This window comes from Delftia sp. CH05 (genome assembly GCF_009827015.1).
GTDB lineage: Bacteria > Pseudomonadota > Gammaproteobacteria > Burkholderiales > Burkholderiaceae_C > Comamonas > Comamonas tsuruhatensis.
Genome location: NZ_WUMG01000039.1, coordinates 19,546 through 44,813, shown reverse-complemented (window position 1 = coordinate 44,813; position 25,268 = coordinate 19,546). Strand labels below are relative to the sequence as shown.

The 25,268-nt window shown below is 68.8% G+C and carries 19 protein-coding genes; 15 read left to right on the top strand and 4 right to left on the bottom strand.

Features of this window, described 5'->3' with window-relative positions; translation table 11 throughout:
* Nucleotides 1-38: 38 nt before the first annotated feature.
* From GRX31_RS23310 to GRX31_RS23265, 10 genes are all read left to right on the top strand, one after another.
* On the top strand, nt 39-2,270 hold the full coding sequence (locus tag GRX31_RS23310; protein WP_160855127.1) for a cellulose biosynthesis cyclic di-GMP-binding regulatory protein BcsB: 2,232 nt from the start codon (nt 39-41) through the stop codon (nt 2,268-2,270).
* 42 nt (nt 2,271-2,312) lie between these two features.
* Entirely contained in the window at nt 2,313-4,034 is a 1,722-nt protein-coding gene (locus GRX31_RS23305; RefSeq protein WP_160855125.1) for a glycosyl transferase family protein, read from the top strand.
* A complete protein-coding gene (locus GRX31_RS23300; RefSeq protein WP_160855123.1) occupies nt 4,031-6,898 on the top strand; it encodes an NfrA family protein in 2,868 nt (955 codons plus the stop codon). The genes GRX31_RS23305 and GRX31_RS23300 overlap by 4 nt, the downstream gene beginning before the upstream one ends.
* A gap of 54 nt (nt 6,899-6,952) precedes the next feature.
* Complete coding sequence (locus GRX31_RS23295; RefSeq protein WP_160855121.1) at nt 6,953-7,993, top strand: alginate O-acetyltransferase AlgX-related protein; 1,041 nt, start codon at nt 6,953-6,955, stop codon at nt 7,991-7,993.
* 4 nt (nt 7,994-7,997) lie between these two features.
* A complete protein-coding gene (locus GRX31_RS23290) occupies nt 7,998-9,131 on the top strand; it encodes an alginate O-acetyltransferase AlgX-related protein (protein WP_160855119.1) in 1,134 nt (377 codons plus the stop codon).
* Nucleotides 9,132-9,144: 13 nt separating this feature from the next.
* Nucleotides 9,145-10,725: an MBOAT family O-acyltransferase gene (locus GRX31_RS23285; protein WP_160855117.1), complete on the top strand. Its 1,581-nt coding sequence runs from the start codon at nt 9,145-9,147 to the stop codon at nt 10,723-10,725.
* A 22-nt stretch (nt 10,726-10,747) separates the two neighbouring features.
* On the top strand, nt 10,748-10,987 hold the full coding sequence (locus GRX31_RS23280) for an acyl carrier protein (RefSeq protein ID WP_016449889.1): 240 nt from the start codon (nt 10,748-10,750) through the stop codon (nt 10,985-10,987).
* A gap of 72 nt (nt 10,988-11,059) precedes the next feature.
* The gene (locus tag GRX31_RS23275) at nt 11,060-12,523 is read left to right on the top strand and encodes an AMP-binding protein (RefSeq protein ID WP_160855115.1); all 1,464 of its coding nucleotides are present in this window, start codon (nt 11,060-11,062) and stop codon (nt 12,521-12,523) included.
* A gap of 17 nt (nt 12,524-12,540) precedes the next feature.
* Entirely contained in the window at nt 12,541-13,242 is a 702-nt protein-coding gene (locus GRX31_RS23270; protein WP_016449891.1) for an alginate O-acetyltransferase AlgF, read from the top strand.
* Between the two features lie 26 nt (nt 13,243-13,268).
* Nucleotides 13,269-14,414, top strand: a complete 1,146-nt coding sequence (locus tag GRX31_RS23265) for an acyl-CoA dehydrogenase family protein (protein ID WP_016452419.1) — start codon at nt 13,269-13,271, stop codon at nt 14,412-14,414.
* A 16-nt stretch (nt 14,415-14,430) separates the two neighbouring features.
* Here GRX31_RS23265 and GRX31_RS23260 read toward each other — a convergent pair whose 3' ends face one another.
* The 4 genes from GRX31_RS23260 to iolD form a co-directional block, all read right to left on the bottom strand.
* The gene (locus GRX31_RS23260) at nt 14,431-15,405 is read right to left on the bottom strand and encodes a DUF4434 domain-containing protein (RefSeq protein WP_160855113.1); all 975 of its coding nucleotides are present in this window, start codon (nt 15,403-15,405) and stop codon (nt 14,431-14,433) included.
* A 135-nt stretch (nt 15,406-15,540) separates the two neighbouring features.
* Nucleotides 15,541-16,638: a porin gene (locus GRX31_RS23255; RefSeq protein ID WP_160855111.1), complete on the bottom strand. Its 1,098-nt coding sequence runs from the start codon at nt 16,636-16,638 to the stop codon at nt 15,541-15,543.
* 44 nt (nt 16,639-16,682) lie between these two features.
* Nucleotides 16,683-17,609, bottom strand: coding sequence for a myo-inosose-2 dehydratase (gene iolE / locus GRX31_RS23250; protein WP_160855109.1), 927 nt, complete (start codon nt 17,607-17,609; stop codon nt 16,683-16,685).
* 89 nt (nt 17,610-17,698) lie between these two features.
* Entirely contained in the window at nt 17,699-19,582 is a 1,884-nt protein-coding gene (gene iolD / locus GRX31_RS23245) for a 3D-(3,5/4)-trihydroxycyclohexane-1,2-dione acylhydrolase (decyclizing) (RefSeq protein ID WP_160855107.1), read from the bottom strand.
* Between the two features lie 218 nt (nt 19,583-19,800).
* Here iolD and GRX31_RS23240 point away from each other — a divergent pair, with 218 nt between their 5' ends.
* The 5 genes from GRX31_RS23240 to GRX31_RS23220 all read left to right on the top strand — a co-directional run bounded on the left by GRX31_RS23240 (nt 19,801) and on the right by GRX31_RS23220 (nt 25,262).
* On the top strand, nt 19,801-20,781 hold the full coding sequence (locus GRX31_RS23240) for a sugar ABC transporter substrate-binding protein (protein ID WP_016449897.1): 981 nt from the start codon (nt 19,801-19,803) through the stop codon (nt 20,779-20,781).
* 73 nt (nt 20,782-20,854) lie between these two features.
* Complete coding sequence (locus GRX31_RS23235) at nt 20,855-22,405, top strand: sugar ABC transporter ATP-binding protein (RefSeq protein WP_160855105.1); 1,551 nt, start codon at nt 20,855-20,857, stop codon at nt 22,403-22,405.
* A gap of 29 nt (nt 22,406-22,434) precedes the next feature.
* Complete coding sequence (locus GRX31_RS23230) at nt 22,435-23,472, top strand: ABC transporter permease (protein ID WP_016449899.1); 1,038 nt, start codon at nt 22,435-22,437, stop codon at nt 23,470-23,472.
* A 24-nt stretch (nt 23,473-23,496) separates the two neighbouring features.
* Nucleotides 23,497-24,444, top strand: a complete 948-nt coding sequence (locus GRX31_RS23225; protein ID WP_016449900.1) for a sugar phosphate isomerase/epimerase family protein — start codon at nt 23,497-23,499, stop codon at nt 24,442-24,444.
* A complete protein-coding gene (locus GRX31_RS23220) occupies nt 24,441-25,262 on the top strand; it encodes a TIM barrel protein (RefSeq protein WP_160855103.1) in 822 nt (273 codons plus the stop codon). The genes GRX31_RS23225 and GRX31_RS23220 overlap by 4 nt, the downstream gene beginning before the upstream one ends.
* Nucleotides 25,263-25,268: the final 6 nt, after the last annotated feature.

Genomic DNA, 25,268 nt, shown 5'->3' with positions numbered 1-25,268 from the left:
GTCACGAACCGAGCACCGAAGTGAAAAAGAGGCCCCCCATGCAACCGACCATCCACCGCCATTCGTTTTCCCGCACCGGGGCCCGCTGGGCGCTGGGTTCGCTGCTGGGCCTGGGCGCCCTGTTCGCCCAGACGGCATCCGCCTCGGCGCTGGGTGACGCCATACGGCAGCTGGGCGCCAGCGACGGGCTGCAGCGCAGCGTCACGCTCAAGGAGCTGGGCATTGTCGACCCGGTCGTGCTGGCCGGCACGGCCACCCAGGACTTCTACCTGCCCGTGCCGCGCGGCCTGCCTCTGGGCGATGCCAGCATCGCCTTCGATGGCCGCTACCTGAAGGGAGAGCCGGGGACCTCGACCGTGGTGATCTCGCTCAACGGTACGCCGGCCGTATCCCAGACCGTGCCGGACGGCGAAGGCACGCTGCAGCGCAACCTGCCCGTGGCCCAGCCTGCGCGCGCCAGCGACTTCGTGCGCCTGGGCGTGAACTGGCGCAACCGCAACAACAGCCAGCAGCGCTGCGACGAAAACCACTCCCTCGCCAACTCGCTGACCATCTCGCCGCAGACACGCCTGAGCTACCGCTTGGACCCGCGCGATGTGCGCACCATCGAGGATGTCTGGAACACCCTGCCCGTGCGCACCACCGTGCTGGTGTCGGGCAGGCAGCTGGAGCAGGCCTCGTTCGACAGCGCCTGGCGCATCGGCGCCAGCCTGCAGCGCAACAACAGGCGCATGCAGGTACGGGCCCTTCCTGCCGTGGGCGAGGTGATCGACCTGCGCGGCCTGGAGGTTCCCGCCGCCCTGGCCGGCGTGCCCGCCTTTGCCGCGCTGCGGGGCGCCGAGCCCCAGCACAAGCTGGCCAGTGACGCCGAGCTGGGCGCGCTGATCATGCTGGGCTCAGCCCAGGTCAGCGGCGACATCGTGGTGGCCGACAAGGCACTGCAGCAGCGTTTGACCGCCGCCTTCGCGGCCCTGCAGACCCAGCTGGCGGCCGACCCCGATGCGGGCCAGGCGCTGCAGCAATGGCGTGCCCGCCGCGCGCCGCTGGCCAGCGAGGCGCTGGCCTCGCAGCAACTGCGAGCCTTGCCCATGGGCCGCCAGATGGTGCTGGCCGTGGCCTCCGATGCGGGTGCGCGCGTGGCCGGCCTGCAGGAGGCCGCCCTGCAGCGCCTGCTGGTCAGCGACAACGTGACGGTGGCTGCGGCCCAGCCCCCGCAATGGGACGAGGCCAAGGGCATACGCCTGTCCAGCCTGGGCGGCAGCCCCGACAGCTTCGACGTGCTGTCGCGCGGCGAGTGGACGATGAACTTCCCGCTGAGTGCCGTCGCCTCGCAGGGCCGGATGCCGGGCGAGATCACGCTGTACGTGGCCGCAGCCCCCGGCGCCTCGGCCACGCGCCCCGTGGCCACGCTGTTCTGGAACGGCATGCTGCTGTCGGCCCGCCAGCTGGACGCCAACGGCCAGCCCGAGCGCCTGCGCGCCCGCGTGCCCGGCTACGCGCTGGGCATCAACAACACCTTGCGCGTGTCGGTGCAGCGCCAGCCCTACTCGGCCGACTGCAACGAGATTCCCCAGCCCTATCCCGCCAGCGTGCTGCCGGCCATCAGCTATGTGACGCCCGGCAAGGCCGAGCCCAACGGCAGCTTCATCGGCCTGCTGCCCCTGCTGGGCGCCAGGTCGCAGCTGCTGGTGCCTGCCAGCTACCTGTCGGCCGCGCCGGCCGCGCTGGAGCGCATGGCCAACCTGGCAGCCGCAAGCGGCCTGTCGGCCTCGCAGGCCGAGCTGGTCGTGGCCCAGGCCGATGCGCCCGCCAAGCCTTCCATGCCCTTCGTGGCCATGGAGGTGCCGGTGGACGGCGCCAAGCCCCTGGTGACGGTCACGGACGGTCAGCAGCTGCGCATTCGCGGCAAGTCGCTGGACTGGCTGGACATCAAGGGGCTGAAACAGCTGTCCTCGGCCGAAGTCGTCACTGCCGGCGGCCAGCAGGGCGTGCTGTGGCGTGCCATCGGCGAGTGGACTGGCGGCCTGGGCGAGCCCTTCCTGCTCAATCGCGGCAACATCGCCGTGATCGGCGGTGACGGCCCGCTGGCCTGGGTCGACAGCAGCAACCCCGATGCCGGCATTCCGTCCGGTCCGCGCGAAGGCGCCTTCCACGAATGGCGCAACTTCCTGTCCTGGAGCGTGCCCGGCATCGCCATTGCGCTGGTCGTGGTGGTGCTGCTGGTGCTGCTGGCCTGGGCGGTGGCGCGCAGCAAGCAGCCCAGGCACTGAGCCGGGCCCGAGCCACGATGACGACGGCATGAGGCGATCACCATGATCTCTTCCCTCTACTGGCCCTACCTGGTGGCCGACTACTACCACGCGCTGGAGATCACCAGCGCCGTGGTGGCCGTCATCATCCTGCTGTCCAGCATCGATGACCTGTTCATCGACGCCTGGTACTGGGTGCGCGAGGCCTGGCGCGCGCTGACCGTCAAGCGCCGCTACCAGCCGCTCAAGGCACAGCAGTTGCAGGAGGTCGAGGAAAAGCCGCTGGCCATCATGGTGCCGGCCTGGCTGGAGTACGACGTGATCGCGCCCATGCTCGAGAGCATGGTGGGCACGCTGGACTACAAGAACTACATGATCTTCGTGGGCACCTACCGCAACGACGAGCGCACCAAGAACGAGGTGGAGCGCATGCGCCGGCGCTACCGCCAGCTGGTCCGCGTGGAGGTGCCGCATGACGGCCCCACCTGCAAGGCCGACTGCCTCAACTGGATCGTGCAGGCCATCTTCCAGCAGAACACGCTGCAGCCCGAGCCCTTTGCCGGCCTGATCCTGCACGACAGCGAAGACGTGCTGCACCCGCTGGAACTCAAGTACTACAACTACCTGCTGCCGCGCATGGACTTCATCCAGCTGCCCGTGACCTCGCTGGAGCGCGAGTGGTACGAACTGGTGGCCGGCACCTACATGGACGAATTCGCCGAATGGCACACCAAGGACCTGGTGGTGCGCGAGAGCATGTCGCACATGGTGCCCTCGGCCGGCGTGGGCACCTGCTTTTCGCGCAAGGCGATGGAGGAACTGGCCGCCGAGACCCATAACCAGCCCTTCAACACCGACACGCTGACCGAGGACTACGACATCGGCGCGCGGCTGGCGCGCCGGGGCATGAAGCAGATCTTCGGCAAATTCCCCGTGGACTACGTGATACGGCGCAAGCCGCTGTTCGGCCTGGGCAAGGAAAAGGTGTCCACCCTCACCATGCCGCTGGGCATACGCGAGTTCTTTCCCAACACCTTCAAGACCGCCTACCGGCAAAAGGCGCGCTGGACGCTGGGCATCGGCCTGCAGGGCTGGAGCCAGGTCGGCTGGGCCGGGCCGCTGTCCAACAAGTACCTGCTGTTCCGCGACCGCAAGGGGCTGGTGACCTCCTTCGTGGCCATCCTGGCCTATCTGCTGCTGCTGAACTTCCTGGTCTTCCTGCTGGCCGACCACATGGGCTGGTGGACGGTCTACTACCCCTCCCTGTTCGCCCCCAATGGCTGGCTGGTGACGCTGATGAGCGTCAACGTCGTCGCCCTGCTGCTGCGCGTGGTGCAGCGCGCCTGGTTCGTCTCGCGCCTGTACGGCTGGGAGCACGCCTTGCTGTCCGTCCCGCGCATGGTGATCGGCAACTTCATCAATGCCATGGCAGCGGCGCGCGCCTGGAAGCTGTTCATCGTCCACCTGGTCACGGGCAAGCGCCTGGCCTGGGACAAGACCATGCACGACTTCCCCTCCACAGACCAGTTGGTGCACCAGCGCCAGCGCCTGGGCGAGCTGCTGCTGTCTTGGCAGGCCATCGACGAAACCCGGCTGGCCAGCGCGCTGGAGATCCAGCGGCGCGAACGCCGCCCGCTGGGCGCCATCCTCATGGAGCAAGGCTGGCTCGACGAGGCCACGCTGCGCGAGGCCATCAGCTTCCAGCAGGGGGAGCCCACCGATCCCCCGGCACATCCCGGCTTGGCCGCAACAGGCAACCCAAGCACACCAAGGGCCGGCATATGAAGCGTCTCGCACCCCTCGTTCGCCCACTCACCCTGGCCGCCCTGCTGGGCGCCGGCTGGAACGCGCCGCCGGCCTGGCCGCAGGCCGCAGCAGCCGTCAAGGCCGAGGCGCCGCTCAGGGGCCGCGCATGGCAGCTGGCCAACCAGGCCTATGCCCATTACCAGGCCGGCCGCTTTGCGCGGGCCGCCAGCGCCGCCGCATCGGCCATACAGCTGCGTCCCGACCTGTTGCGCCTGCGCATGCTGCTGATCTACTCGCTGCAAAGGCAGGGCAAGAACGAGGAAGCGCTCAAGGCCATCGCCTCGGCCCGCGCCGCCGGGATGGACGAGGCCACGCTGCAGCAGGCCGAGACGAATGTGCGCGCGGCTGCGGCAGGCGGGGCCGCCGCAGGTGGCGGCGCGCCCACGGCCTCCGAGGCCTACAACAAGGCCTTTCCCATCGCCACCGAGGCCTACGCCGACTACAACGCCAGGAACTACGCAGACAGCGCGCGCAAGGCCGAGCAGGCCTTTCGCCTGGACTCCACGCAAGGCCAATGGGCATTGCTGTGGATTGGTGCGCTGGAAGCCCAGGACCAGCTGGGCGCCGCCATCGAGGCCGCAGATGCCGCCCTGGCCCTGGAGCCTCCCAACAAAAGCGACCTGGTGGCCAAGCGCCAGACCCTGCGCCGCAGCCAGGCCGTGCTGCCCGCGCAAAAGGCCTACCAGGCGCTGATCGCCAACAACCCGGCGCAGGCCGTGCCCTTTGCACGCGAGGCCGTGGCGCTGGCGCCGGGAACGGCATCGCACCGCTTGCTGCTGATCACCTCGCTCATGCTGGCCGAGCAGCTGCCCGACGCGGAAAAGGCTGCCGACGAGGCACTGGCGCAGGACAACGAGGACACGGCCGCCCTGGGCATGCGCGGCTACATACGCCAGCGCCAGGGCAAGACCACGCTGGCCAACGAGGACTTCGACGACGTGCTCAAGCAGGACTGGCTGGACGAAAAGCAATCGGCCAACCTGCGCCTGATCGCGGCCGACGCAGCCCTGGCTGCGGGCGACGCGGCACGCGCCCGCGCGCTGCTGGCGCCCATGCCGGCACAGGATGAAGCCGTGGCCCGCCGCCTCAAGCAAGCCGATGGGCTGCGCCCGGGCCGCGACACGCCCATGGTGGCCGATACGCGCGGTGCCTCGCAGACCCTGGCCATGGCCGACTACCCGCCGCCGCTGCAGGACTGCCGCGACACGCCCTACGGAACGGTCTGCGAGCTGCAGCCCTCCGATGCCCAGGGCGCAGGCGGCCCCAGCGCCCAGGCCTATGCGGCCTATGCGCGCCAGGACTACAAGGCCGCCATCGAACATGCGCAAACGGCCGTGGAGCAGGACCCCGACAACGAGCAGCTGCAAAAGCTGCTGACCACCACGCTGGCCGCAGGCAACCGCGACCAGCAGGGCCAGGCCCTGCTGCGGCTGGACAAGTCCCTGTCCCTCACCCCCAACGACGCCCAGCTGCTGATGCAGCGCGGCTACCTGTACTCGCGCCAGGAAGAGCCGGCCAAGGCGCTGCAGGATTTTCGTGCCGCCCGCGCCACGGGCGAGGCGCCTGCGGGCGCCATGCTGGACGAGGGCTATGCCCTGGCCGGCACCGGCGACAGCCGGGGCGCCGTGCGCACCTTCAAGCAAGCCATCGACCTGGACGATGCCGGCACCGCCAAGCTGACGCCGGGCCAGCGCGAGAACGCGCGCAGCGCCGTCTCCGGCTACTCGCGCGAATGGGGCGCCATCGTCTCCCTGGGCTACCGGGGCGCGCGGCCTGCGGGGCGTGCATTCTCGGATGGCATCCTCACCCAGGCCGGCGACGCCGTCTTCGGCACGGCCGAGGCCTACTGGCGTCCGTCCAACTTCCTCAACTCATCGACGCGCATCTTCGATGTCTACGGACGGCTGGGCAGCACCTTGCATGACGGGGGCGGCACCACGCTGGGCCAAAGCGCCATCGACCCCTGCACGGGCCTGCCCATCAATGTGCAGGCAGGCGACAACCGCGGCATCTCGGGCCTGCCCACCACCACGGGCTCGCTGGGCATGCGCTTCACGCCGTCCACCAAGTACGCACTGACCTTTGGCATAGAGCGCCAGTTCAACATCGGCTCCGCCACGCGCTCGGGCTTCATCACGCCTGAATCGCCCCAGCTGCGCTGCCTGATGAGCGGGCGCGATCCGCTCAACCCCACGGGCCCGGCACTGGGCAATCCCATCTCGGCCAAGTACAGCGCGGGCGCGGGCCAGGGCGGCTGGCTGGCCTATGTCACCCACGGCTTCTACGAAGGCACGGGCCGGCGCACGGACCGCTCCAGCTGGTTCACCATGGAAGGCTACAGCCAGGCCGGCTATGCCAACCAGAGCATGGCCTCGCGCTTCACGCTGACAGACCAGACCAATGGCGCCGTGGTGGGCGACGGCTCGGGCCGCTACAAGCGCGAGCAATGGTTCTTCTCCACCGAGGCCCGCATCGGGCGCAGCTTCCGCGCCGACGGCATCAACCAGGGCCTGGTGATCTTCCCGTTCGGCGTGGTCGCGGCCGACTGGATCAAACAGAGGAACCGCGTGCAAGTGCGTTCCCTGCAGGCCGCCCCTGGCGCCACGCCCACCGCAGCCCAATTGGCCGCCCAGCAGGGACAGACCCTGGCCCTGCAAGGCAATGGCAGCAGCTGGTCGGCCAGCGCCGGCGTGGGCGTCAGCCTGCGCCAATGGTTCCGCGAAAGCCACTACAGCACGGCCCAGTCCTATCTGGACTGGTCCATGCAGTACCGCTTCAACATCGGCGGCGGCCAGGCCGACCGCGCCAAGGGCCTGTTCATGACGCTGACGCTGTCCTATTGAAAGCCCCGCCCCGCCGCCACCACCCCACAGACAAGAGAAAAGGAGAAAGCTCCCATGGATTCGACCAAGCAAGCACCCCGCCCCGCCCTGCACGGACTGCGCTCGGGCATGGCGCGCGCCGCACGCGGGCTGGCCGGCTGCGCCCTGGTGCTGGGCGCGCTGGCAGCGCAGGGAACGGCACAGGCACAGGCACAGGACAGCTCCTCCATCGTTCTCAGGGGCAAGGACGGCTGGCTGTTTCCGGGCTGGGGCAACCTGACCCAGGTGGACCGCGCCGGCATCACGGAATCCACGCGGCTGATCACCGAGGCGCGCAACCTGCTGGCCGCGCGCGGCGTGAAGCTGCAGGTGCTGCTGCTGCCCGACAAGGTGCGCTTCTACGCTGACAAAATGCCCGATGGCAAGGCCATGAGCGCCGATGTCCAGGGCCGCTACAAGCAGGTGCTGCAGGCGCTGCAGGGCGCAGGCATTCCCAGCTTCGACGACGAGGCCGTGCTGCGCACCGTGCGCGACAGCGGCAAGGACGTGTTCTACCGCACCGACCAGCACTGGACCCAGGCGGCAGCCGACGCCACGGCCGAGGCCACCGCCCGCATGGTCCAGGGCGAGGTGCCCCAGCTGGCCGGCAGCGCCGGCAGCGGCCTGGCCCTGGGCGACACCGTCACCGAGCGCCGCTATGGCGACCTGGCCGAGCTGTTTCTGACCGCCGAGGAGCGCAAGCAGATCGGCCGCGAGGTCTATACCGTGCGCCGCCAGGCTCCGGCCAAGGGCCTGCTCGACGATGAGCCCGCCCCCGTCCATGTCACCGGCCATAGCATGGTCCAGCCCTACTTCGGCTTTCCGCAAAAGCTCTCCAACCTGCTGGACCGCCCGGTCTCGCTGAACTGGAAGCCCGGCAACGTGGGCCAGTGGACCATGCTGCTGGAGTACCTGGAGTCGCCGGCCTTCAAGTCCCACAAGCCCCAGGTGCTGGTGTGGCAGATGTTCGAGCCCACCTACAGCTACGGCCCCAACGCGGCCGGCCAGTGGGACAACGCCTCGCTCATGCCCAACGCCACCTGGCTGGAGCGGCTGCGGGCCGCGCTCAAGGGCTGACACCGTGGACCCCACCGCGCAAGAACTGCAAACCGACAAAGGACACCGGCGCAACGCCTGGATCTGGGGTGCCCTGCTGCTGTCGGGCCTGGCCTGGGGCGGCTGGACGCTGGCCAGCGGGGGACCGAAGGCCGGCGAGCTGCAACTGGCCGCCTGGCTCGATGGCCGCGCGGGCACGGCGCTGAACAAGGGCCTGCGCCTGCCCGCCCAGTCTTCGCTGGAGACGGGCCAGGCCGCGCTGCGCTATCGCCTGCTGGGCGATACGGGCGCGCAGGTGGCCCTGGGCTGCCCGCAGTGGATGTTCTACCGCGACGGCCTGCGGCCCCAGCCCGGGGTAGGCGCCGCGCCCTTCGAGGCGCGCCAGCGCCTGCTGCGCCACTGGACGCGGCAGTTGCAGGACAAGGGCATTGCCACCCTGGTGGTGGCCGTGCCCGACAAGTCGCGCATCGAGGCCGACCACCTGTGCGGCCTGCCCGTGGCACCCGTGATGCTCCAGCGCCTGGACCTGTGGCAGCAGCGCCTGCAGGCCGACGGCATTGCCTTTGCCGACCTGCGCCCCGCCCTGCAGGCCCAGGAGCAGACGCAGCCCGTGTTCTTTCGCACCGACGTGCACATGAACGCCGAGGGCGCACGCGCCGCCGCCCTGGCCGTGGCCCGGGCCGCGCTGCCGCTGCTGGGCGGGCAGCGCGGCAGCCAGGCCTTCGAGGAGTCTGCACCCGGGCCGCCGCAGCCCTTGCCCGGCGACCTGCTGGCCCTGGCCGGCCTGGCCGACGCACCGGCAGGCTGGCGCCCGCAGCGCGACGAAATACGCCCCCAGGCCATCACCCCCGTGCGCGGCGGCGGCCTGCTGGACGAGACGCCGCCCGTGCAGGTGCTGCTGGCCGGCAGCTCCAACGGCCTGCGCAGCAATTTCGCGCCACAGCTGGGCCGCGCGCTGGGCCATGAAGTCTGGAACCTCAGCATGGATGGCGGCCAGTTCAGCGGCGCCATGGTGTCCGCCCTCAAGCGCCGCGCCTCCTGGCCGGCCAGCCTGCGGCTGGTGATCTGGGAGTTCTCGGAAAACACCTTGTCCCTGCCCCTGACGGACGATGAAAAAGCGGCGCTCAAGGAGCTGGACGCCGCCTCCCCGCCTGCGTGAAACCGCCCGCTACATGCTGTTCAACTCCTATCTTTTCCTGCTGCTGTTCCTGCCCATCGCGCTGGCGGGCCACTACCTGGCCGGCGCCATCAGCCTGCGGCTGGCCGCGTTCTGGCTGTGCCTGACGTCCTTCGTCTTCTATGGCTGGTGGAACCCGCAGTTCGTCGCCCTGCTGGCCCTGTCCATTGCCTTCAACTACGTGGTGAGCCGGCTGATCCTGCGCTTTGCCGGCCATGCGCGGCTGCAGGGGCTGGTGACTGCGCTGGGCGTGGGCGCGGACCTGGCGGCACTGTTCCACTACAAGTACTTCGCCACGCTGTTCAACTTCCTGGGCGAATGGGGGATGACGCAGGGCGGCATGCACGAGCTGATCCTGCCCCTGGGCATCTCGTTCTTCACCTTCACCCAGATCGGCTACCTGCTGGACTGCCGCTCGGGCATCGTCAAGGAACGCAGCCTGCTCAGCTACGTGCTGTTCGTGACCTTCTTCCCGCACCTGATCGCGGGGCCCATCCTGCACCACAAGGAAATGATGCCGCAGTTCGCGCAGCCGGATAACTACCGGTTCCGCGCGGACAACCTGTCCATCGGGGGCACGCTGTTCGTGATCGGCCTGGCCAAGAAGGTGCTGCTGGCCGACGAGATCGCACCCTATGCGGACGCCGGCTTCGCCGCGCCCGGCGAGCTGCAGTTCTGGGCCGCCTGGGGCGCCAGCCTCAGCTACGCGCTGCAGCTGTACTTCGACTTCTCGGGCTATTCGGACATGGCCCTGGGCCTGGCGCGCATGTTCGGCATCCGTTTCCCGCTGAACTTCAACTCGCCCTACAAGGCCGGCAGCATCATCGACTTCTGGGCGCGCTGGCACATGACGCTGACGCGCTACCTCACGGCCTACCTGTACTACCCCGTGGCCATGGCCATCTCGCGCGCACGCGAAAAGCGCGGGCTGTCCGTGGGATCGAGCGCCGCGCGCACGCCGGGCGGCTTTGCGGCCACCATCGTCGTGCCCACGCTGTTCACCATGGGACTGGCGGGCATCTGGCACGGCGCCGGCCTGCAGTACGTGATCTTCGGTCTGCTGCATGCCTTCTACCTGTCGGTCAACCATGCCTGGCGCATCTTCGTGGTCAGCCGCAAGCCGGCCGCCGCCCGCAAATCGGGCCGGGGCGTGCAGGCGCTGTGCGTTGTCATCACCTTCATCGCCGTGCTCATCGCCCAGACCTTCTTCCGCGCCCACGGCGTGGGCGACGCCATGCTGCTGCTCAAGGGCATGGCCGGCCTGCGCGGCGTGGAGGCGCTGGAGTCGCTGTCCCACGTCCAGGGCCTGGCACTGGGCGATGCCATCCGCCTGGCCATAGGCCACCATATGCAGCTGGCCCTGGTGCTGCTGCTGCTGGCCATTGCCTGGTTCACGCCCAATGCCCACCAGATCCTGGGCCGCTTCTCGCCCGCCATGTTCAAGGTGCAGGAGGCGCCCCGGGCCTGGATGCGCTGGCGCCCCAGCGCGGGCTGGACGGCCGTGACCCTGGTCCTGCTCTTCCTGTGCCTGGTCAACCTGCACAAGGAAACCCGCTTCCTGTATTTCCAGTTCTGAAACGCCTGTTGGAGAAAAAAGCATGTCCCACAATGACATCGAAACCAAGATTGCCCAGATCATCGGAGCCATCATCCTGACCTCGGTCGAGCCCGATACGCTGCTGCTCGAATCGGGCCTGGTGGACTCGCTGTCCGCCGTGGACGTGGCCCTGGCCATCGAGAAGGAATTCGGCGTCAAGATACCGCCATCGGAGATCGACCTGCACCTGGAGTCCGTGCAAACGCTGGCGCAGTACGTGGCCGAGCAGCGCAAGGCGTGATGAGACGCCGGCACTGTCGGCCGCCCGGCCTGCGCAGCCATCCCCATCCACCCACCGCCGCAAGGAGCCCGCATGCGATTCAGTTTTGACCGCTTCGACTTCATCGAGCCCGACGCCGGCACGCAGCGGCCGGCCGTCATCGATGCCGCCGGCACGCTGGGCTGGCAGCAACTGGCCCAGGCCGTGGCGCAATGGGAGCAGCAGGCGCTGGCGCGCGGCGCTCGCCGCGACGAGCCGCTGCTGATCACGGGGCACAAGGAGACGGCCTTTCTCGTGGCCATCCTCGGCTGCCTGCGCCTGGGCGTGCCCTTTGTCCCCGTGGACGTGATCAACCCGGCCGAGCGCATGGCGCGCATCGCCACCCTCGTGCAGGCCGGCCTGCGCTACGACGCGCAGGCCCGCAGCTTTGTGGACACCGGCATCGCCGCGCAGCCGCTGCAGGAAAAATCGCTGGCCTACATCATGTTCACCTCGGGCAGCACGGGCGATCCCAAGGGCGTGCAGATCGGGCGCGAGAGCATGGGCCTGTTCGCCGGCTGGATACGCGACTGCCTGGCCCTGGGCGAGGCGCCGGTGTTCATGGACCAGATGCTGTTCAGCTTCGACTTTTCGCTGTTCAACTGGATGGGCGCCCTGGTCACGGGCGGTGCCTGCGTGCTGTGCGCGCGCGAGACCATTGCCGACCGCCAGGCCTTTGCCGCCTACCTGGCGCGCACCCATGTGAACGTCTGGGCATCCACGCCCTCCTTCGTGCGCCAGCAGCTGCTGGATGCCGACTTCGACCAGCAGCACCTGCCCGACCTGCGCGTCTTCGTCTTCGGCGCCGAATCGCTCACGCCCACCGTGGCCGAGGCGCTGTGGAGCCGCTTTCCCCAGGCGCGCATCATCAACTCCTACGGCCCCACCGAAGCCACCTGCTCCACCACCTGGGTGGAGATCGACCCCGCGCTGCGCCAGCGCGCGCCGCTGCCCTTTCCCATCGGCCGGGCCAAGCCCTATGCCGACGTCTTCCTGGACAAAGGCGAGATCTGCGTGGCCGGCGACCATGTGATGCGCGGCTACCTCAACCGCCCCGACCTGCACGCCACCCGCATGTTCATGCGCAACGGCAAGCGCGGCTACCGCACGGGCGACCTGGGCGAGATCGACGGCGAGGGCCTGGTCACCTTCCACGGCCGGCGCGACGACCAGATCAAGATGCACGGCTACCGCATCGAGCTGGCCGAGGTCGATGCCGTGCTGGCCACCCTGCCTGGCGTGCGCGCAGGCGCGGCGGTGGCACTCAAGCGGCCCGACGGCTTCATCGTGCGCATGATCGGCTTCGTGGACCTGGACCGCAGCGGCCCGCCCGGCATGCACCCCCTGCCCGAAGACCTGGCCGGATGGCGCGAACTGCTGGCCCAGCGCGTGCCGCCCTACATGATTCCGTCGGAACTGCTGGCCTGCCATGGCTTTCCGCTGACCCAGACCGACAAGGCCGACCGCAAGCAACTGGAGCGCATGTACCTCGACTCGCGCATGCGCCCCGCCCAATGAAACAAGGATCTGCAGGCATGACTTCCGTTTTTTCCGCTGTGAGGCGCCAAGCACTGTTCACCCTGGCCGGGCTGGCGGCCCTGTCCTGCCTGCCTGCAGCGCATGCCGAAGGCACGCTGGCCCAGCTGTACGCCGCGCGCCCCCCCGCAGGCTCGTCCTTCGTGCGCGTGGTCCACCCCGACGCGGGCAGCCTGCGCGTGAAGATCGCCGACGGCCCCGAGCAGACGCTGTCCGGCAGCAAGCCGGCCAGCAGCTACGCCATCGTCAAGGGCGACACGCCCTTTGCCATTCAGCTGGACGGCAAGAGCGCCGGCAGCATGAAGGTGGCGCCGGGCAGCTTCACCACCCTGGTGCCGCAGCGCCAGGGCAAGAACGCGGCCACGCGCTTCACGGCCATCGACGACTCCGGCGGCAGCCAGGACGCGCTCAAGGCCGAGCTGCGTTTCTACAACCTCACCACGGACTGCCCCCAGGGCAGCCTGCAGGTCGCGCCCGCGGGCACGCCCCTGTTCACGGGCGTGGCGCCGGCTGCATCGGCCAGCCGCTCCATCAACCCGGTCAGCGCCCAGCTCAGTGCCAGCTGCGCCAAGGCCGTCAGCGCGCCGCTGGCACTGCCCCAGCTGCAGCCCGGCGACCACTACAGCCTGTTCATGACGGGTACGGCCGCCTCCCCCGTGCTGCGCGGCCAGGCCAGCGCCACCGACACCTATCGCCCCTGACCCTGCCCAAGGAGACCGACACAGACATGCGCACCCGCTCCGTATTGCGTGAAGACCACCTGCTGTTCAAGGAACAGGTGGACCGATTCGTGGCCACCGAGATCCTGCCCCACATCAATGACTGGGAGGCAGAGGGCATCACGCCGCGCGCCCTGTGGCGCAAGGCTGGCGACAGCGGCCTGCTCAATTGCGACCTGCCCCCGCCGTACGGCCAGGGCGGCGACTTCGGCCACGCGGCCGTGGTCATCGAGGCGCTGGCGCGTGCCAACTGCCTGGGCATCGGCTTTTCCATCCATTCCGACATGGTGGCCCCCTATCTCTGGAACTTCGGCACGCAGGTGCAGAAGGACCGCTGGCTGCCGCGCATGGCCACGGGCGAGCTGATCGGCGCCATCGCGCTGACCGAGCCTGGCGCGGGCAGCGACCTCAAGGCCGTGCGCACGCGCGCCCGGCGCAAGAGCGAGAGTGAGGGCGGCGGCTACGTGCTCAACGGACAGAAAACCTTCATCACCAACGGCGTCAACGCCGGCCTGATGGTGGTGCTGGCCAGCACCGAGCCCGACCTGGGCGCGCGCGGCCTGTCGCTGTTCGTGGTGGAAGAAGGCATGAAGGGCCTGGGCAAGGGCCCGGCGCTGCGCAAGATAGGCCAGCACAGCCAGGACACCTGCGAGCTGTTCTTCGACGAGCTGCACCTGCCGGCCGACCACCTGCTGGGGCGCGAGAACGCAGCCTTCGAGCATGTGACCCAGGAGCTGGCGCAGGAGCGGCTGGCGATCGCGCTGCGTGCGGCGGCCTCCACCGAAGGCATGCTGGACGAGGCTGCCGAGTTCGTGCGCAACCGCAAGGTCTTCGGGCGCCGCGTGCTCGACTACCAGAACACCCGCTTCAAGTTCGCCGACGCGCTGGCCAGGACCACCATGCTGCGCGTCTTCCTGGACGACTGCCTGGCCCAGCACATGGAAGGCTCGCTGGACTCCGTCACCGCCGCCATGGCCAAGCTCAACGCCACCGAGCTGCAGGGCCAGGTGCTGGACGAGCTGCTGCAGCTGCACGGCGGCTACGGCTACATGGCGGAATACGGCATCGGCCGTGCCTGGGCCGATGCAAGGGCACTGCGCATCTTCGGCGGAAGCAGCGAGATCCTGCGAGAGATCATCGCCAAGCGCTTCTGACCCGGCCGCCTGCCGCTCAGCGCGCGGCGGATTTCCACCCGCGCAGCAGTTGCCGGGCTTCGGGCGTGTCGTTCAGCACCCAGGGATCGATGGCGAAGGCAACGACGCGCTGGGCGCCGTAGTCGCGGGCCACGTCCCATTGGCGACGCACGCGCTCGAAGCTGGCCGTGCGCGCCTGGAAGTCCGAGCCATCGGGCCGCGCGGGCGGCAGTTGCTCGAACAGTTCCACGATGAGATCGAACGGCGCCCTGCGCTCGAGCAGCATCTGCTGCAGCGGCGCCAGCGCCTCGTAGTTGCCCAGGCCCGCCACGCCCACGCCGTCCTGCACCATGGGGCGCAGGGACACGCGGTCCAGCAGGATGCTCCACAGCGTGGGCAGGCTGCCCAGGGTCTGCAGCTGGCTGAAATAGGTGGAGATGCCGGGCACCTGGCCGGATGTGGCCGCTGCCGCCTGGGCCAGCGGTTGCAGCGCGCTCACCAGCAGCTCGATGCGCTCGGGCGCGGCCCAGTGGTACTGCTCCAGCTCGTAGGGGATGTACCAGCCGCGAAAGGCCGCATGGCGCGGCCAGGTGCTGGCGTACATGTGGCTGGCGCCCAGCTCGGCGATATGCGCCAGGTAAGGCGCAGGGCCTGCGGCGTTGTCAAGGCTGATCTGCTTCCACCAGCGCTCGTCATAGGGCAGGCCCAGGTGCACGCCCATGCCCAGTTCGGTGCAGATGTCCAGCAGGTCGGCGATCTGCGCGTCGGCCAGCATCCAGCTGTCCGCCTCGGTATCGCCCAGCAGGCCGCTCCATTGCACGAACAGCTCGCGGCAGCCCAGCGCCTGGGTGGCGGCCAGGCGCTGGCGCCATTGGTCGCGCGGCATCTCCAGATGGCTGCGCCACGGCTGCAGGAAACTGCCCGACACGGGCGCCGAGGCCGCGCAACCGACCAGCGAGGCACAGGTGGCGGCCACGCCGGCGCCGAGGAATTCGCGTCTGGACAAATGCATGTTGGGGACGGCCGCAAGGCTGCGTGAAGGCAAGCGCCAAGAATACAGCCAAGCGGCACCGCCCCGCCCCAAGGGGGCCGGCCCAGCGGGGGTTGACCCGGCCGGGCTGAGGGTTGATGCGCGGCGAAGGCGGCTTCAGAACGAGTGCACGACGCCCGCGTAAAGCCCCTGCTGGCCGGAGCCGGGCAGCGGCTTGCCGCTGTTGGCCTCCACCGAGAACGAGGCTCCGCCGCCGTTGGAGACGGCGCCCACCGTGCCATACAGCATGGTGCGCCGGGAAAGATGGTAGTTGGCACCCAGGCTCAGCAGGCTGGCGCCGCCGCCACTGCGGTTGGCGCGGTAGGCGCCGCCCACCAGCACCAGCGCCGGCGTGGCCTGGTAGTTGGCGCCCATCCAGTAGGTCTGCTGCCTGCGGGCGCCTGCCGGGTTGTCGGCGTCGGCCACCGTCAGGAGGCCTGACCGGATCTGGCTGTAGCCCGTGAACAGCTTGAGGCCGCCCACGCGGTAGGTTGCGCCCACCGTGTACAGGCGCGATGCCGTGTAGAGCGAACTGAACGCGCCGTTGCCGTCACGGATTTCTTCGTAGAAGGCCTTGAGCACCAGCGGCCCCTGCTCATAGCCCACGCTGGCGGCGGCCTGGCGCCAGGCCCGGGAACGGCCCGCCTCCCCGTTCAGCCCCAGCTGGGTGCGAAACGAGAGCCCGCCCCAGGCCGGCGACTGGTAGCTGATGGCATTGGGGCGCGACCCCCAGGTCCGGTTGCCCTGCAGCGTGCCCGCGCCCATGGCCTGCAGGCCCATGGGGTCCAGCGCCCAGACCTCGCCGTCCGGAATGCCCATGGCCCGGCCCAGCAGCAGCGTGCCGTACGTCTGGCTTCGCAGGCCGACCACCGCATAGCGGCTGAAGAAGCTGTCGCCCACCGTGCCATCGTCGGCGGAGAACTGGCTTTCGAGATGGAAGACGGCGCTCAGGCCGCCACCCAGGTCCTCGGCCCCGCGCATCCCCCACCAGGTCGCGCCCCATTGCCCGGCGTGCCGGAGTTGATCGGAAGACCGGCCCGGCCCCTCGGCAATGCGGTTCATATAGTCGACACCGCTGACGATGCGCCCATACAGCGTGACGCTGCCTTGCGCCGCGGCCAGACTGGCTGCGCCGGCCAGCGCCGCAGCGCACAGGCAAGGTACGGTGGCCCGGGCCGCAGGGCCCCGCAGGGCGTGGTGGATTGCAGATGTCATGACGTTGTCCTCCCTTGGTTTTCATGCCTCGATGCCGGATGGCCTCAGGCGCCCAGCCGCTCCACGAGCGAGCTCAGCGTCTCGTAGCCCTTTTTCGCGTATGCGTAGCCGGGCGCGATGGCGGGGTCCTGCTCGGCCTCGACCACGAGCCAGCCCTGGTAGCCGGCATCCCTGAGCGTGCGCAGCACCGCCTCGAAGTCGAGCGCGCCGTCGCCCGGCACCGTGAAGATGCCGTTGACCACGCCCTGCAGAAAGCTCCAGTCGCCCTGGCGTGCCTGGGCAATCACCTGGGGACGCACATCCTTGCAATGCACATGCGCCACGCGCGCCACATGTTTTTTCAGCAGCGCCGCCGGATCGGCCGCGCCGCCGTAGTAGGCATGGCCGGTATCGAACAGCAGAAAGACCTTGCGCGGATCGGTCAGCGCCATCAGGCGGTCCACATCCTGCGGGGATTCCACCTGGGCGCCCATGTGGTGGTGATAGGCCAGCCGGATGCCGTAACACTCCAGCAGGTGCGCGCCAAAGGCATCCAGCCGCCACGCATAGCGCTGCCAGGCCGCATCGTCGGCAAAGCGCGGGCGCCGGGACACAGGCGTGCCGATCTGCCCCTGGACCGTGCCCGCGCATTCGCCATAGACCACCACGTCGACGCCGTTGTGGCGCAGCCTGTCCATGTGGGGCTTGCAGCGCTCGGCCTCGGCGGCAAGGGCCTGGTCGTCGCTGCCCGCATCGGCCTGCGCCAGAAAGCCCGAGTACCAGCCGGAGACGCAGGCCAGCCCGTACGCGTCGAGCCTAGCCTTGAGCGCGGGGCCGGTTTTCGGAAACTTGTTGCCCAGCTCGAAACCCGCGTAGCCGATCTCGGCACCCTCCTTCAGTGCCGTGTCCAGCGGCGTATCGCTCCCCAGCGAAGGGAGGTCGTCGTTCATCCAGGACAGGGGATTGATACCGATGCGAACCTTCCAGTTCATGCGAGTCCTCCTTGGGGCAGATAGGCGCCTAGACAGTTAGGCAGATGGGCAGATGGGCAGAAATCGGGCAGGGCGACGGTGGCGCGGCGTCAGCGCCGCTGGCCTGCCTTGTGGTGCAGGTACTCGCGCCGCGCGCCCTGGACCTCGGGGCGGCCCGAGACCTCGGGCACGGCAACCTCCCACCAGGCGCCGCCGTCGGCCGTGGTGCGGTGGTGGGTGGTGTCTATCACCAGCACCTGGCTGCGGCGGGACGCCCGCGCACGCAGCATTTCGCGGCGCAGTTCCTGCACACCGCCCACGTGGACGGCCTCGGCCCCCATCGCAGCGGCATGGCGGGCGAAATCGATGGACGAGCGCTCGCCCCCCTCGGGCACGCAGTCATCGAGCATGTTGTTGAAGCTGGCGCCGCCGCAGCGCACCTGCAGCCGCTCTATGCAGCCGTAGCCGCGGTTGTCCAGCACCACGACGATGATCTTGCGGCCCAGCAGCACCGAGGTGGCCAGCTCGGCGTTGAGCATCATGTAGGAGCCATCGCCCACGACCACGATGACCTCGCGCTCGGGCCTTGCCAGCTTCACGCCCAGGCCGCCCGCGATCTCGTAGCCCATGCAGGAATACGCATAGTCCACGTGGTAGTTGCCCGGCAGGCCGCTGCGCCACAGCTTGTGCAGCTCGGCCGGCAGCGTGCCGGCCGCGCAGACCACGACGTCATTGCGGGCGCTGTCCAGCCCTGAGTCGGCGGCAGACTCGCGCAAGGCCCCGATCACCTCGGCGTCACAGGGCAGCTCGCCCTGGGGCACGTGCAATGTCAGCTCCGCCACGCGCTGTGCCCAGGCTGAGGCCCGGGCGCGCAGCTCTTCGGTCCACCGTGGATCGGCCCGCCAGCCGGCCAATCCTGCACCCAGCTGGGCCAGGCCAATACGGGCATCGGCCACCAGTTGGCGGCCACGCTTTCTGGCGGCATCGAAGGGCTGCACGTTCAGGCCCAGCACCGTGGCCTGGCTGTACAGCGCCTGCGAGCCGCTGGTGAAATCCTGCTGCCGCGTGCCGATGGCCAGCAGCACATCGCAGTGCCGGGCCGCGTGGTTGGCAGCCGGCGAGCCGGTCACGCCGATGGCGCCCAGGTTGAGGGCATGGTCCCAGGCCAGGCTGCCCTTGCCGGCCTGCGACTCGGCCACCGGCACGCCATGCGTTTCGGCAAACACGCGCAAGGCCTCCCAGGCCTGGCTGTACAGCACGCCGCCGCCCGCCACGATCAGCGGCCTTTTGGCGCAGGCCAGCAAGGCCACGGCCTGCTCCAGCTCGGCGGCATCGGCCGGCGGGCGGCGCAGGCGGATCAGCGGCGGGTGGAAGAAATCCATGGGCCAGTCGAAGGCCTGGGTCTGCACGTCCTGCGGCAGCGCAAGGCAGGCGGGGCCGCACTGCGCCGGGTCGGTCATGACCTGGATGGCGCGCGGCAAGGCCGCCAGCAATTGCCCGGGCTGCATGATGCGGTCGAAGTAGCGCGTGACCGGGCGCAGGCAGTCGTTGGCGCTCAGATCACCCTGCTCGAAGCTCTCCACCTGCTGCAGGACGGGATCGGGCAGGCGCGAGGCAAAGATGTCCCCGGGCAGCAGCAGCAGCGGCAGGCGCGCCACATGCGCCAGCGCGGCGGAGGTCACCAGGTTGGTGGCGCCGGGGCCGATGCTGGAGGTCACGGCCATCATGCGCTGGCGGAAATGGGTCTTGGCAAAGGCCACGGCCGCATGGGCCATGCCCTGTTCGCTGTGGGCGCGAAAGGTGGGCAGCCTGTGCCTGTCGGCATGCAGGGCCTCGCCCAGCCCGGCCACGTTGCCATGCCCAAAGATGGCGAACACGCCGCCGCAATAGGGCTGGATGGAGGTGCTGCCGTCCGGCTGCACGACCTCGGCCCGCAAGGCCGCCAGGTAGCGGACCAGCGCCTGGCTGACGGTCAATCTCACAGTGCTTGTCATGGCTTGCCTTGTCTCCGATGCCCGCCGTTCAGAACATGGTCGAAAGATTAAAACTATTGGAAATTATTTTCCTTAGGTGTAATCACTTAGAAATTAATTTCCAAAATTTCACGGCGCGGAACTACAGTTCCCCTCACGGTCCGGTGCAATCCGGTGTGTGGCGAGTCCATGCGGGGCCTGCATGCGCCCGCTGCCGCTCAGGAACAAGGAGACGAGGGATGAGTAAAAGACACCTGCTGGCTGCCATTGCCGCAGCCCTTCTGGCCGCCCTGCCGTTGCATGGCCAGGCTCAGGCTCAGCCACGGGCAGCGCAGGCCCAGGCCCCGGTGCAGCCCCTCAGGATCGGCGTGGCGATGGCGCTGTTTGACGACACGGGCCTGACCATCCTGCGCAACGGCATCGTCGATGCAGCGAAAAAGCACGGAGCCGGCGTGCAGATCGAGGACGCCAGCAACGACGTGGGCAAGCAGCTGAGCCAGATCCAGAACATGATTGCCCAGCGGGCCGACGCCATCATCGTCAACCCGGTCGATACCGACGCCACGCCCAAGATCACCCGCATGGTGAGCGCCGCCCGGATTCCGCTGGTCTACGTGAACCGCCAGCCCGTGGATTTCGACAAGCTGCCCGCAGGCACTGCCGTGGTCGCGTCCGACGAAAAGCTGTCGGGCACGCTGCAGGCCCGCCAGGTCTGCAAGCTGCTGGGCGGCCGGGGCGACCTGCTGGTGCTGATGGGCGAGCTGTCCAACGATTCGGCGCGCGTTCGCACCCGCGACATCGAGGAAGTGCTGGCGACCCGCGAGTGCGCAGGCATGAAGATCCTGGACAAGCGCGAAGGCAAATGGAGCCGCACGCAGGGCCAGGACATCACCATGAACTGGCTGAGTTCGGGCATGAAGTTCGACGCCATCCTCGCCAACAACGACGAGATGGCGATAGGCGCCATCAACGCGTTGAAGTCGGCCAGGAAATGGACGCCCGACATGATCGTGGCCGGCATAGACGCCACGCCGGACGGGCTGGCGTCCATGAAGAACGGCGACCTCAAGGTCTCCGTCTTCCAGAACCTGGCGGGCCAGGGCGCCAATGCCGTCGATGCCGCCCTGCGCCTGGCCGGCAAGCAGGCCGTGGAGCGCTTCGTGAACGTGCCCTTCGAACTGGTCACGCCCGAGAACATGGACCAGTACGCCAGGCCTTGAGCCGGCCTCGCCTGGTCCGCGTCGCCCCGTCACCCCCGCCACCTCTTCACAACCTGTCCTCCAAGGAGTGCCCATGCCCACCGTCTCGCCGGGCAGGCCGCAGGCCGCCCCCTGGCCTGCAGCTTCCCCATCCCCTGCTGGCGACTGGCTTCTGGAAGTGCGTGGCGTGGGCAAGTCGTTTCCCGGCGTCGTGGCACTGGCCGATGTGCAGCTGCGCGTGCGCAGCGCCAGCGTGCATGCGCTGATGGGCGAGAACGGCGCCGGCAAATCCACGCTGATGAAGATCATTGCCGGCATGCATGCGCCCGACCAGGGCGAGATCCGCCTCAGGGGCAGGCCCGTCACGCTGCACGGCCCGCTGGATGCGCTGCAGCAGGGCATTGCCATGATCCACCAGGAGCTGAACCTCATGCCCGGCATGAGCGTGGCCGAGAACATCTGGATTGGCCGCGAGCCGCTCAACCGCCTCGGCCTGGTCGACCACCGCCAGCTGCGCCAGCGCACGCAGGCGCTGTTCGACCGGCTGGCCATCGGCATCGATCCCGGGGCCGAGGTGCGCACGCTGACCGTGGCCAGCCGCCAGATGGTGGAGATCGCCAAGGCCGTGTCCTTCGACTCCGAGGTGCTGATCATGGACGAGCCCGCCTCCGCGCTCACCGACAGGGAGGTGGAGCACCTGTTTCGCATCATCGGCCACCTGCGCAGCCAGGGCAAAGGCATCGTCTACATCACGCACAAGATGAACGAGCTGTTCGAGATCGCCGACGAGTTCTCGGTGTTCCGTGATGGCCGCTACATAGGCACGCATGCGGCCGCCGACGTCACGCGCGACGACATCATCCGCATGATGGTGGGGCGCGAGATCACACAGATGTTCCCCAAGCAGGACGTGGCCCTGGGCGACGTGGTGCTGTCCGTGGACGGGCTGGGCGTGCAGGGCGTGTTCAGCGGTCTGGGCTTCGAGCTGCGCGCCGGGGAAATCCTGGGCGTGGCCGGCCTCGTGGGCTCCGGGCGCTCCAATCTGGCCGAGGCGCTGTTCGGCGTGGTGCCCGCCACCAGCGGCGAGATCCGCATCGACGGCCGGCCGGTGAAGATCGACTCGCCCGCGCAGGCCATGCGGCACGGCATGGCCTTTCTCACCGAGGACCGCAAGGACACCGGCTGCTTCACGGGCCTGGACCTGCAGGCCAACATGGAGATGGCGGTGCTGAGCAGCCGCCATGTGAAGTGCGGCTTCGTCGAGCGGGCTGCGCTGCGCCGCGACTGCGAGCACATGGCGCGCACGCTGCGCATCAAGTCGCCCGGCCTGCATGAACAGATACAGAACCTGTCGGGCGGCAACCAGCAAAAGCTGCTGATCGGCCGCTGGCTGCTGACGCGGCCCCGCATCCTCATCCTCGACGAGCCCACGCGCGGCATCGATGTCGGCGCCAAGGCCGAGATCCACCGCCTTGTCGGCACGCTGGCCGCCGAGGGCGCGGCCGTGCTGATGATTTCCTCGGAGATGCCCGAAGTGCTGGGCATGAGCGACCGCATCCTGGTCATGCATGAGGGACGCATGACGGGCATCGTCGAGCGCAGGGACGCCGACCAGGTACGGATCATGGAACTGGCTTCCCGCTGAGCCGGGGACCCCAAGCGGAGACAGGCAAGATGAGCAATACCCCATCGATTTCGCAGGCCCCCTCCCCGCCCGGCCCGGGCACCGGCCCGCTGCACCGGGCCAGGCGGCCGCCGGAACTGAGCATCTTTCTGGTGCTGCTGGGCATTGCACTGTTCTTCGAGGCGGCCGGCTGGCTCACCGTGGGCCAGAGCTTTTTGCTCAACGCCGAGCGGCTGCAGATCATCGTGCTGCAGATGGCGGTGATCGGCATCATCGCCGTGGGCGTCAACCTCGTCATCATCACCGGCGGCATCGACCTGTCGTCGGGCTCGGTGGTGGCCGCCACCGCCGTGGTGTCCGCCAGCCTGGCACAGGTGTCCGACTTTCCGCGTGCCGTGTTCCCGCAGCTGACCGACCTGCCCGTGGTCTGGCCGGTGGCGGCCGGCATGTGCGTGGGCCTGATGGTCGGCCTGCTCAACGGCTCGCTGATCGCCTTCACGGGCATTCCGCCCTTCATCGCCACGCTGGGCACCATGGTGGCCGCACGCGGCTTTGCCAAGTGGTTCACCAACGGCACGCCCGTCTCCATGCTGACCGACGACTTCGCAGCGATCGGCTCCGGCGCCCATCCGGTGATCATCTTTCTGGTGCTCGCCGCCGTCTTCCACGTGGTGCTGCGCCATACGCGCTTCGGCAAATTCACCTATGCCATCGGCTCCAACCGCCAGGCAGCCGTGGTTTCGGGCATCAACGTGCAGCGGCATCTGGTCTGGGTCTACATGATTGCCGGCCTGCTCGGCGGCATCGCCGGCACGGTGACGGCGGCGCGGGCCATCTCGGGCCAGTCGGGCATGGGTGTCATGTACGAGCTCGATGCGATTGCCGCCGTGGTGATCGGCGGCACCTCGCTGGCCGGCGGCATGGGCCGCATCACCGGCACGGTGATCGGCGTGCTGATCCTGGGCGTCATGACCTCGGGCTTCACCTTCATCCGCATCGACGCCTACTACCAGGAGATGGTCAAGGGCGCCATCATCGTCGCAGCCGTGGTCGCCGACCAGTACCGCAACAAGAAGGCGCGGCGCTGACGGCGCGCCCTGCAGGCAGACACCATGAAAATCGCCCTCGATCCCTACATGATCCGGCACGAGCCGCTGGACCGGCTGCCGCAGGCCGTGGCCGAACTGGGCTATGCGCACATCGAGCTGTCGCCGCGCAGCGATTTCCTGGACTGGTGGGTGATGCCGCGCGCCACCAAGGAGCGCATGGCCGCATTCCGCCAGGCCATGCGCGCCAGCGGCGTGGCACTGGCATCGCTGCAGCCCATGTACCGCTGGGCCAGCCCGTTCGAGGACGAACGGCAATGGGCGATGCGCTGCTGGAAGAAGGCCATCGAGGTGGCCATCGAGATGGAGTGCGCGCTGATGGTCTCGGAGTTCGGCCGTGGAGCCTCGCCCGAGCGCTCGGTGAACGGTCCTGCCGGCGCGAATCCGAAGGAGATGTGCGAGGCCGCCTGGTTCCGCTCCATGGACGAGCTGCTGCCCATCCTGGAGCGCGAAGGCATCACGCTGTCCGTGGAGCCGCATCCGGAGGACTGGATAGAGCAGCTGCAGCCGGCCATGGACATCGTGAGGAACATGGGCTCGAAGGCGCTGCGGCTGTCCTATATCGCCCCGCACACCTTCCACTACGGCGGCGACATGGCCGCCATGCTGCGCGAAGCCGCGCCGCTGCTGGCCCATGTGCGCGTGGCCGACACCTTCGACCACAGGAAGAGCAGCCAGCTGCGCTACATCGTCAACCCGCCGGGCTCGCACCACATCCGCGTGCACCAGCACCTGGACATGGGACAGGGCGAGATCGACTGGGACCTGTTCTTCGGCACGCTGGGCAGCGCCGGCTTCGACGGCGTTCTGTCGTCCTGCGTGTTCGCCTGGGAAGAGCGTGCGGCCGAATCCAGCCGCTTCATGCGCCAGCAGATACAGCAACAGCTGGAAAGGCATTTCCCGGACCGCTTTGCGCCCCTGACCACCGCTTCCCACCCGAGTCCCGGCCCATGACGGATCCCATCCATTTCGCCATCAACCGCATCAGCGCCTCTCGCATGCCGTTTGCCGGCTACCTGGCCATGTGCCGGCGCCTGGGCGTGTCGGCCATCGAGATCCGCAACGACCTGCCCCATGCCGAGACCTGCGACGGCACGGCGCCCGCCGCCATCCAGGCCGCGGCGCGGCAGGCCGGCATCACCATCGTGTCCATCAACGCGCTGTATCCCTTCGACGTTTTCGACGCCGACCTGGAGCGCAAGGCGCGCGCGCTGGCGGCGTACGCGCGTGACTGCGGCGCCCGGGCCCTGGTCATGTGCCCGTTGAACGACAGGGCCGACCCGCGCACGCCCGGCCAGCGGCGGCGCGACCTGGTGCATGCCCTCAGGCAGCTGCGCCCCCTCCTCGATGGCCATGGCGTGCAGGGACTGGTCGAGCCCCTGGGCTTTGCCGAGTGCGCACTGCGCCGCAAGTCCGATGCCGTCGAGGCGATCTACGGCGCAGCCGGCGAACGCCACTTCAGGCTGGTGCACGACAGCTTCCACCACTACCTGGCCGGCGAAGACATCTTCTTTCCCGACCTGACCGGGCTGGTGCATGTCTCGGGCGTCGAGGACCACCGGCTCGAAGACGGCCAGATGCGCGACGGCCACCGCGTGCTGGTCGGCGAAGGAGACCGCCTGGGCAACATCGCCCAGTTGCGAGAACTGCTCGATCGCGGCTATGGCGGCCCGGTCTCGTTCGAGCCGTTCGCGGCCCGGATCACGGACGCGGACAGCAACGAAGCCCTGCTGCGCCAGAGCATGGACTTCATCCGCCATTCATTGCTTTGAAAGAAG

What these genes read in the sequence shown, in the direction of transcription:
- GRX31_RS23225 (WP_016449900.1), top strand. Translation starts at nt 23,497, where the DNA reads ATGAAAATCGCCCTCGATCCCTACATGATCCGGCACGAGCCGCTGGAC.
- GRX31_RS23280 (WP_016449889.1), top strand. Translation starts at nt 10,748, where the DNA reads ATGTCCCACAATGACATCGAAACCAAGATTGCCCAGATCATCGGAGCC.
- GRX31_RS23240 (WP_016449897.1), top strand. Translation starts at nt 19,801, where the DNA reads ATGAGTAAAAGACACCTGCTGGCTGCCATTGCCGCAGCCCTTCTGGCC.
- iolE (WP_160855109.1), bottom strand. Translation starts at nt 17,609, where the DNA reads ATGAACTGGAAGGTTCGCATCGGTATCAATCCCCTGTCCTGGATGAAC.
- GRX31_RS23255 (WP_160855111.1), bottom strand. Translation starts at nt 16,638, where the DNA reads ATGACATCTGCAATCCACCACGCCCTGCGGGGCCCTGCGGCCCGGGCC.
- GRX31_RS23270 (WP_016449891.1), top strand. Translation starts at nt 12,541, where the DNA reads ATGACTTCCGTTTTTTCCGCTGTGAGGCGCCAAGCACTGTTCACCCTG.
- GRX31_RS23285 (WP_160855117.1), top strand. Translation starts at nt 9,145, where the DNA reads ATGCTGTTCAACTCCTATCTTTTCCTGCTGCTGTTCCTGCCCATCGCG.
- GRX31_RS23300 (WP_160855123.1), top strand. Translation starts at nt 4,031, where the DNA reads ATGAAGCGTCTCGCACCCCTCGTTCGCCCACTCACCCTGGCCGCCCTG.
- GRX31_RS23265 (WP_016452419.1), top strand. Translation starts at nt 13,269, where the DNA reads ATGCGCACCCGCTCCGTATTGCGTGAAGACCACCTGCTGTTCAAGGAA.
- iolD (WP_160855107.1), bottom strand. Translation starts at nt 19,582, where the DNA reads ATGACAAGCACTGTGAGATTGACCGTCAGCCAGGCGCTGGTCCGCTAC.
- GRX31_RS23310 (WP_160855127.1), top strand. Translation starts at nt 39, where the DNA reads ATGCAACCGACCATCCACCGCCATTCGTTTTCCCGCACCGGGGCCCGC.
- GRX31_RS23235 (WP_160855105.1), top strand. Translation starts at nt 20,855, where the DNA reads ATGCCCACCGTCTCGCCGGGCAGGCCGCAGGCCGCCCCCTGGCCTGCA.
- GRX31_RS23260 (WP_160855113.1), bottom strand. Translation starts at nt 15,405, where the DNA reads ATGCATTTGTCCAGACGCGAATTCCTCGGCGCCGGCGTGGCCGCCACC.
- GRX31_RS23295 (WP_160855121.1), top strand. Translation starts at nt 6,953, where the DNA reads ATGGATTCGACCAAGCAAGCACCCCGCCCCGCCCTGCACGGACTGCGC.
- GRX31_RS23230 (WP_016449899.1), top strand. Translation starts at nt 22,435, where the DNA reads ATGAGCAATACCCCATCGATTTCGCAGGCCCCCTCCCCGCCCGGCCCG.
- GRX31_RS23220 (WP_160855103.1), top strand. Translation starts at nt 24,441, where the DNA reads ATGACGGATCCCATCCATTTCGCCATCAACCGCATCAGCGCCTCTCGC.
- GRX31_RS23275 (WP_160855115.1), top strand. Translation starts at nt 11,060, where the DNA reads ATGCGATTCAGTTTTGACCGCTTCGACTTCATCGAGCCCGACGCCGGC.
- GRX31_RS23305 (WP_160855125.1), top strand. Translation starts at nt 2,313, where the DNA reads ATGATCTCTTCCCTCTACTGGCCCTACCTGGTGGCCGACTACTACCAC.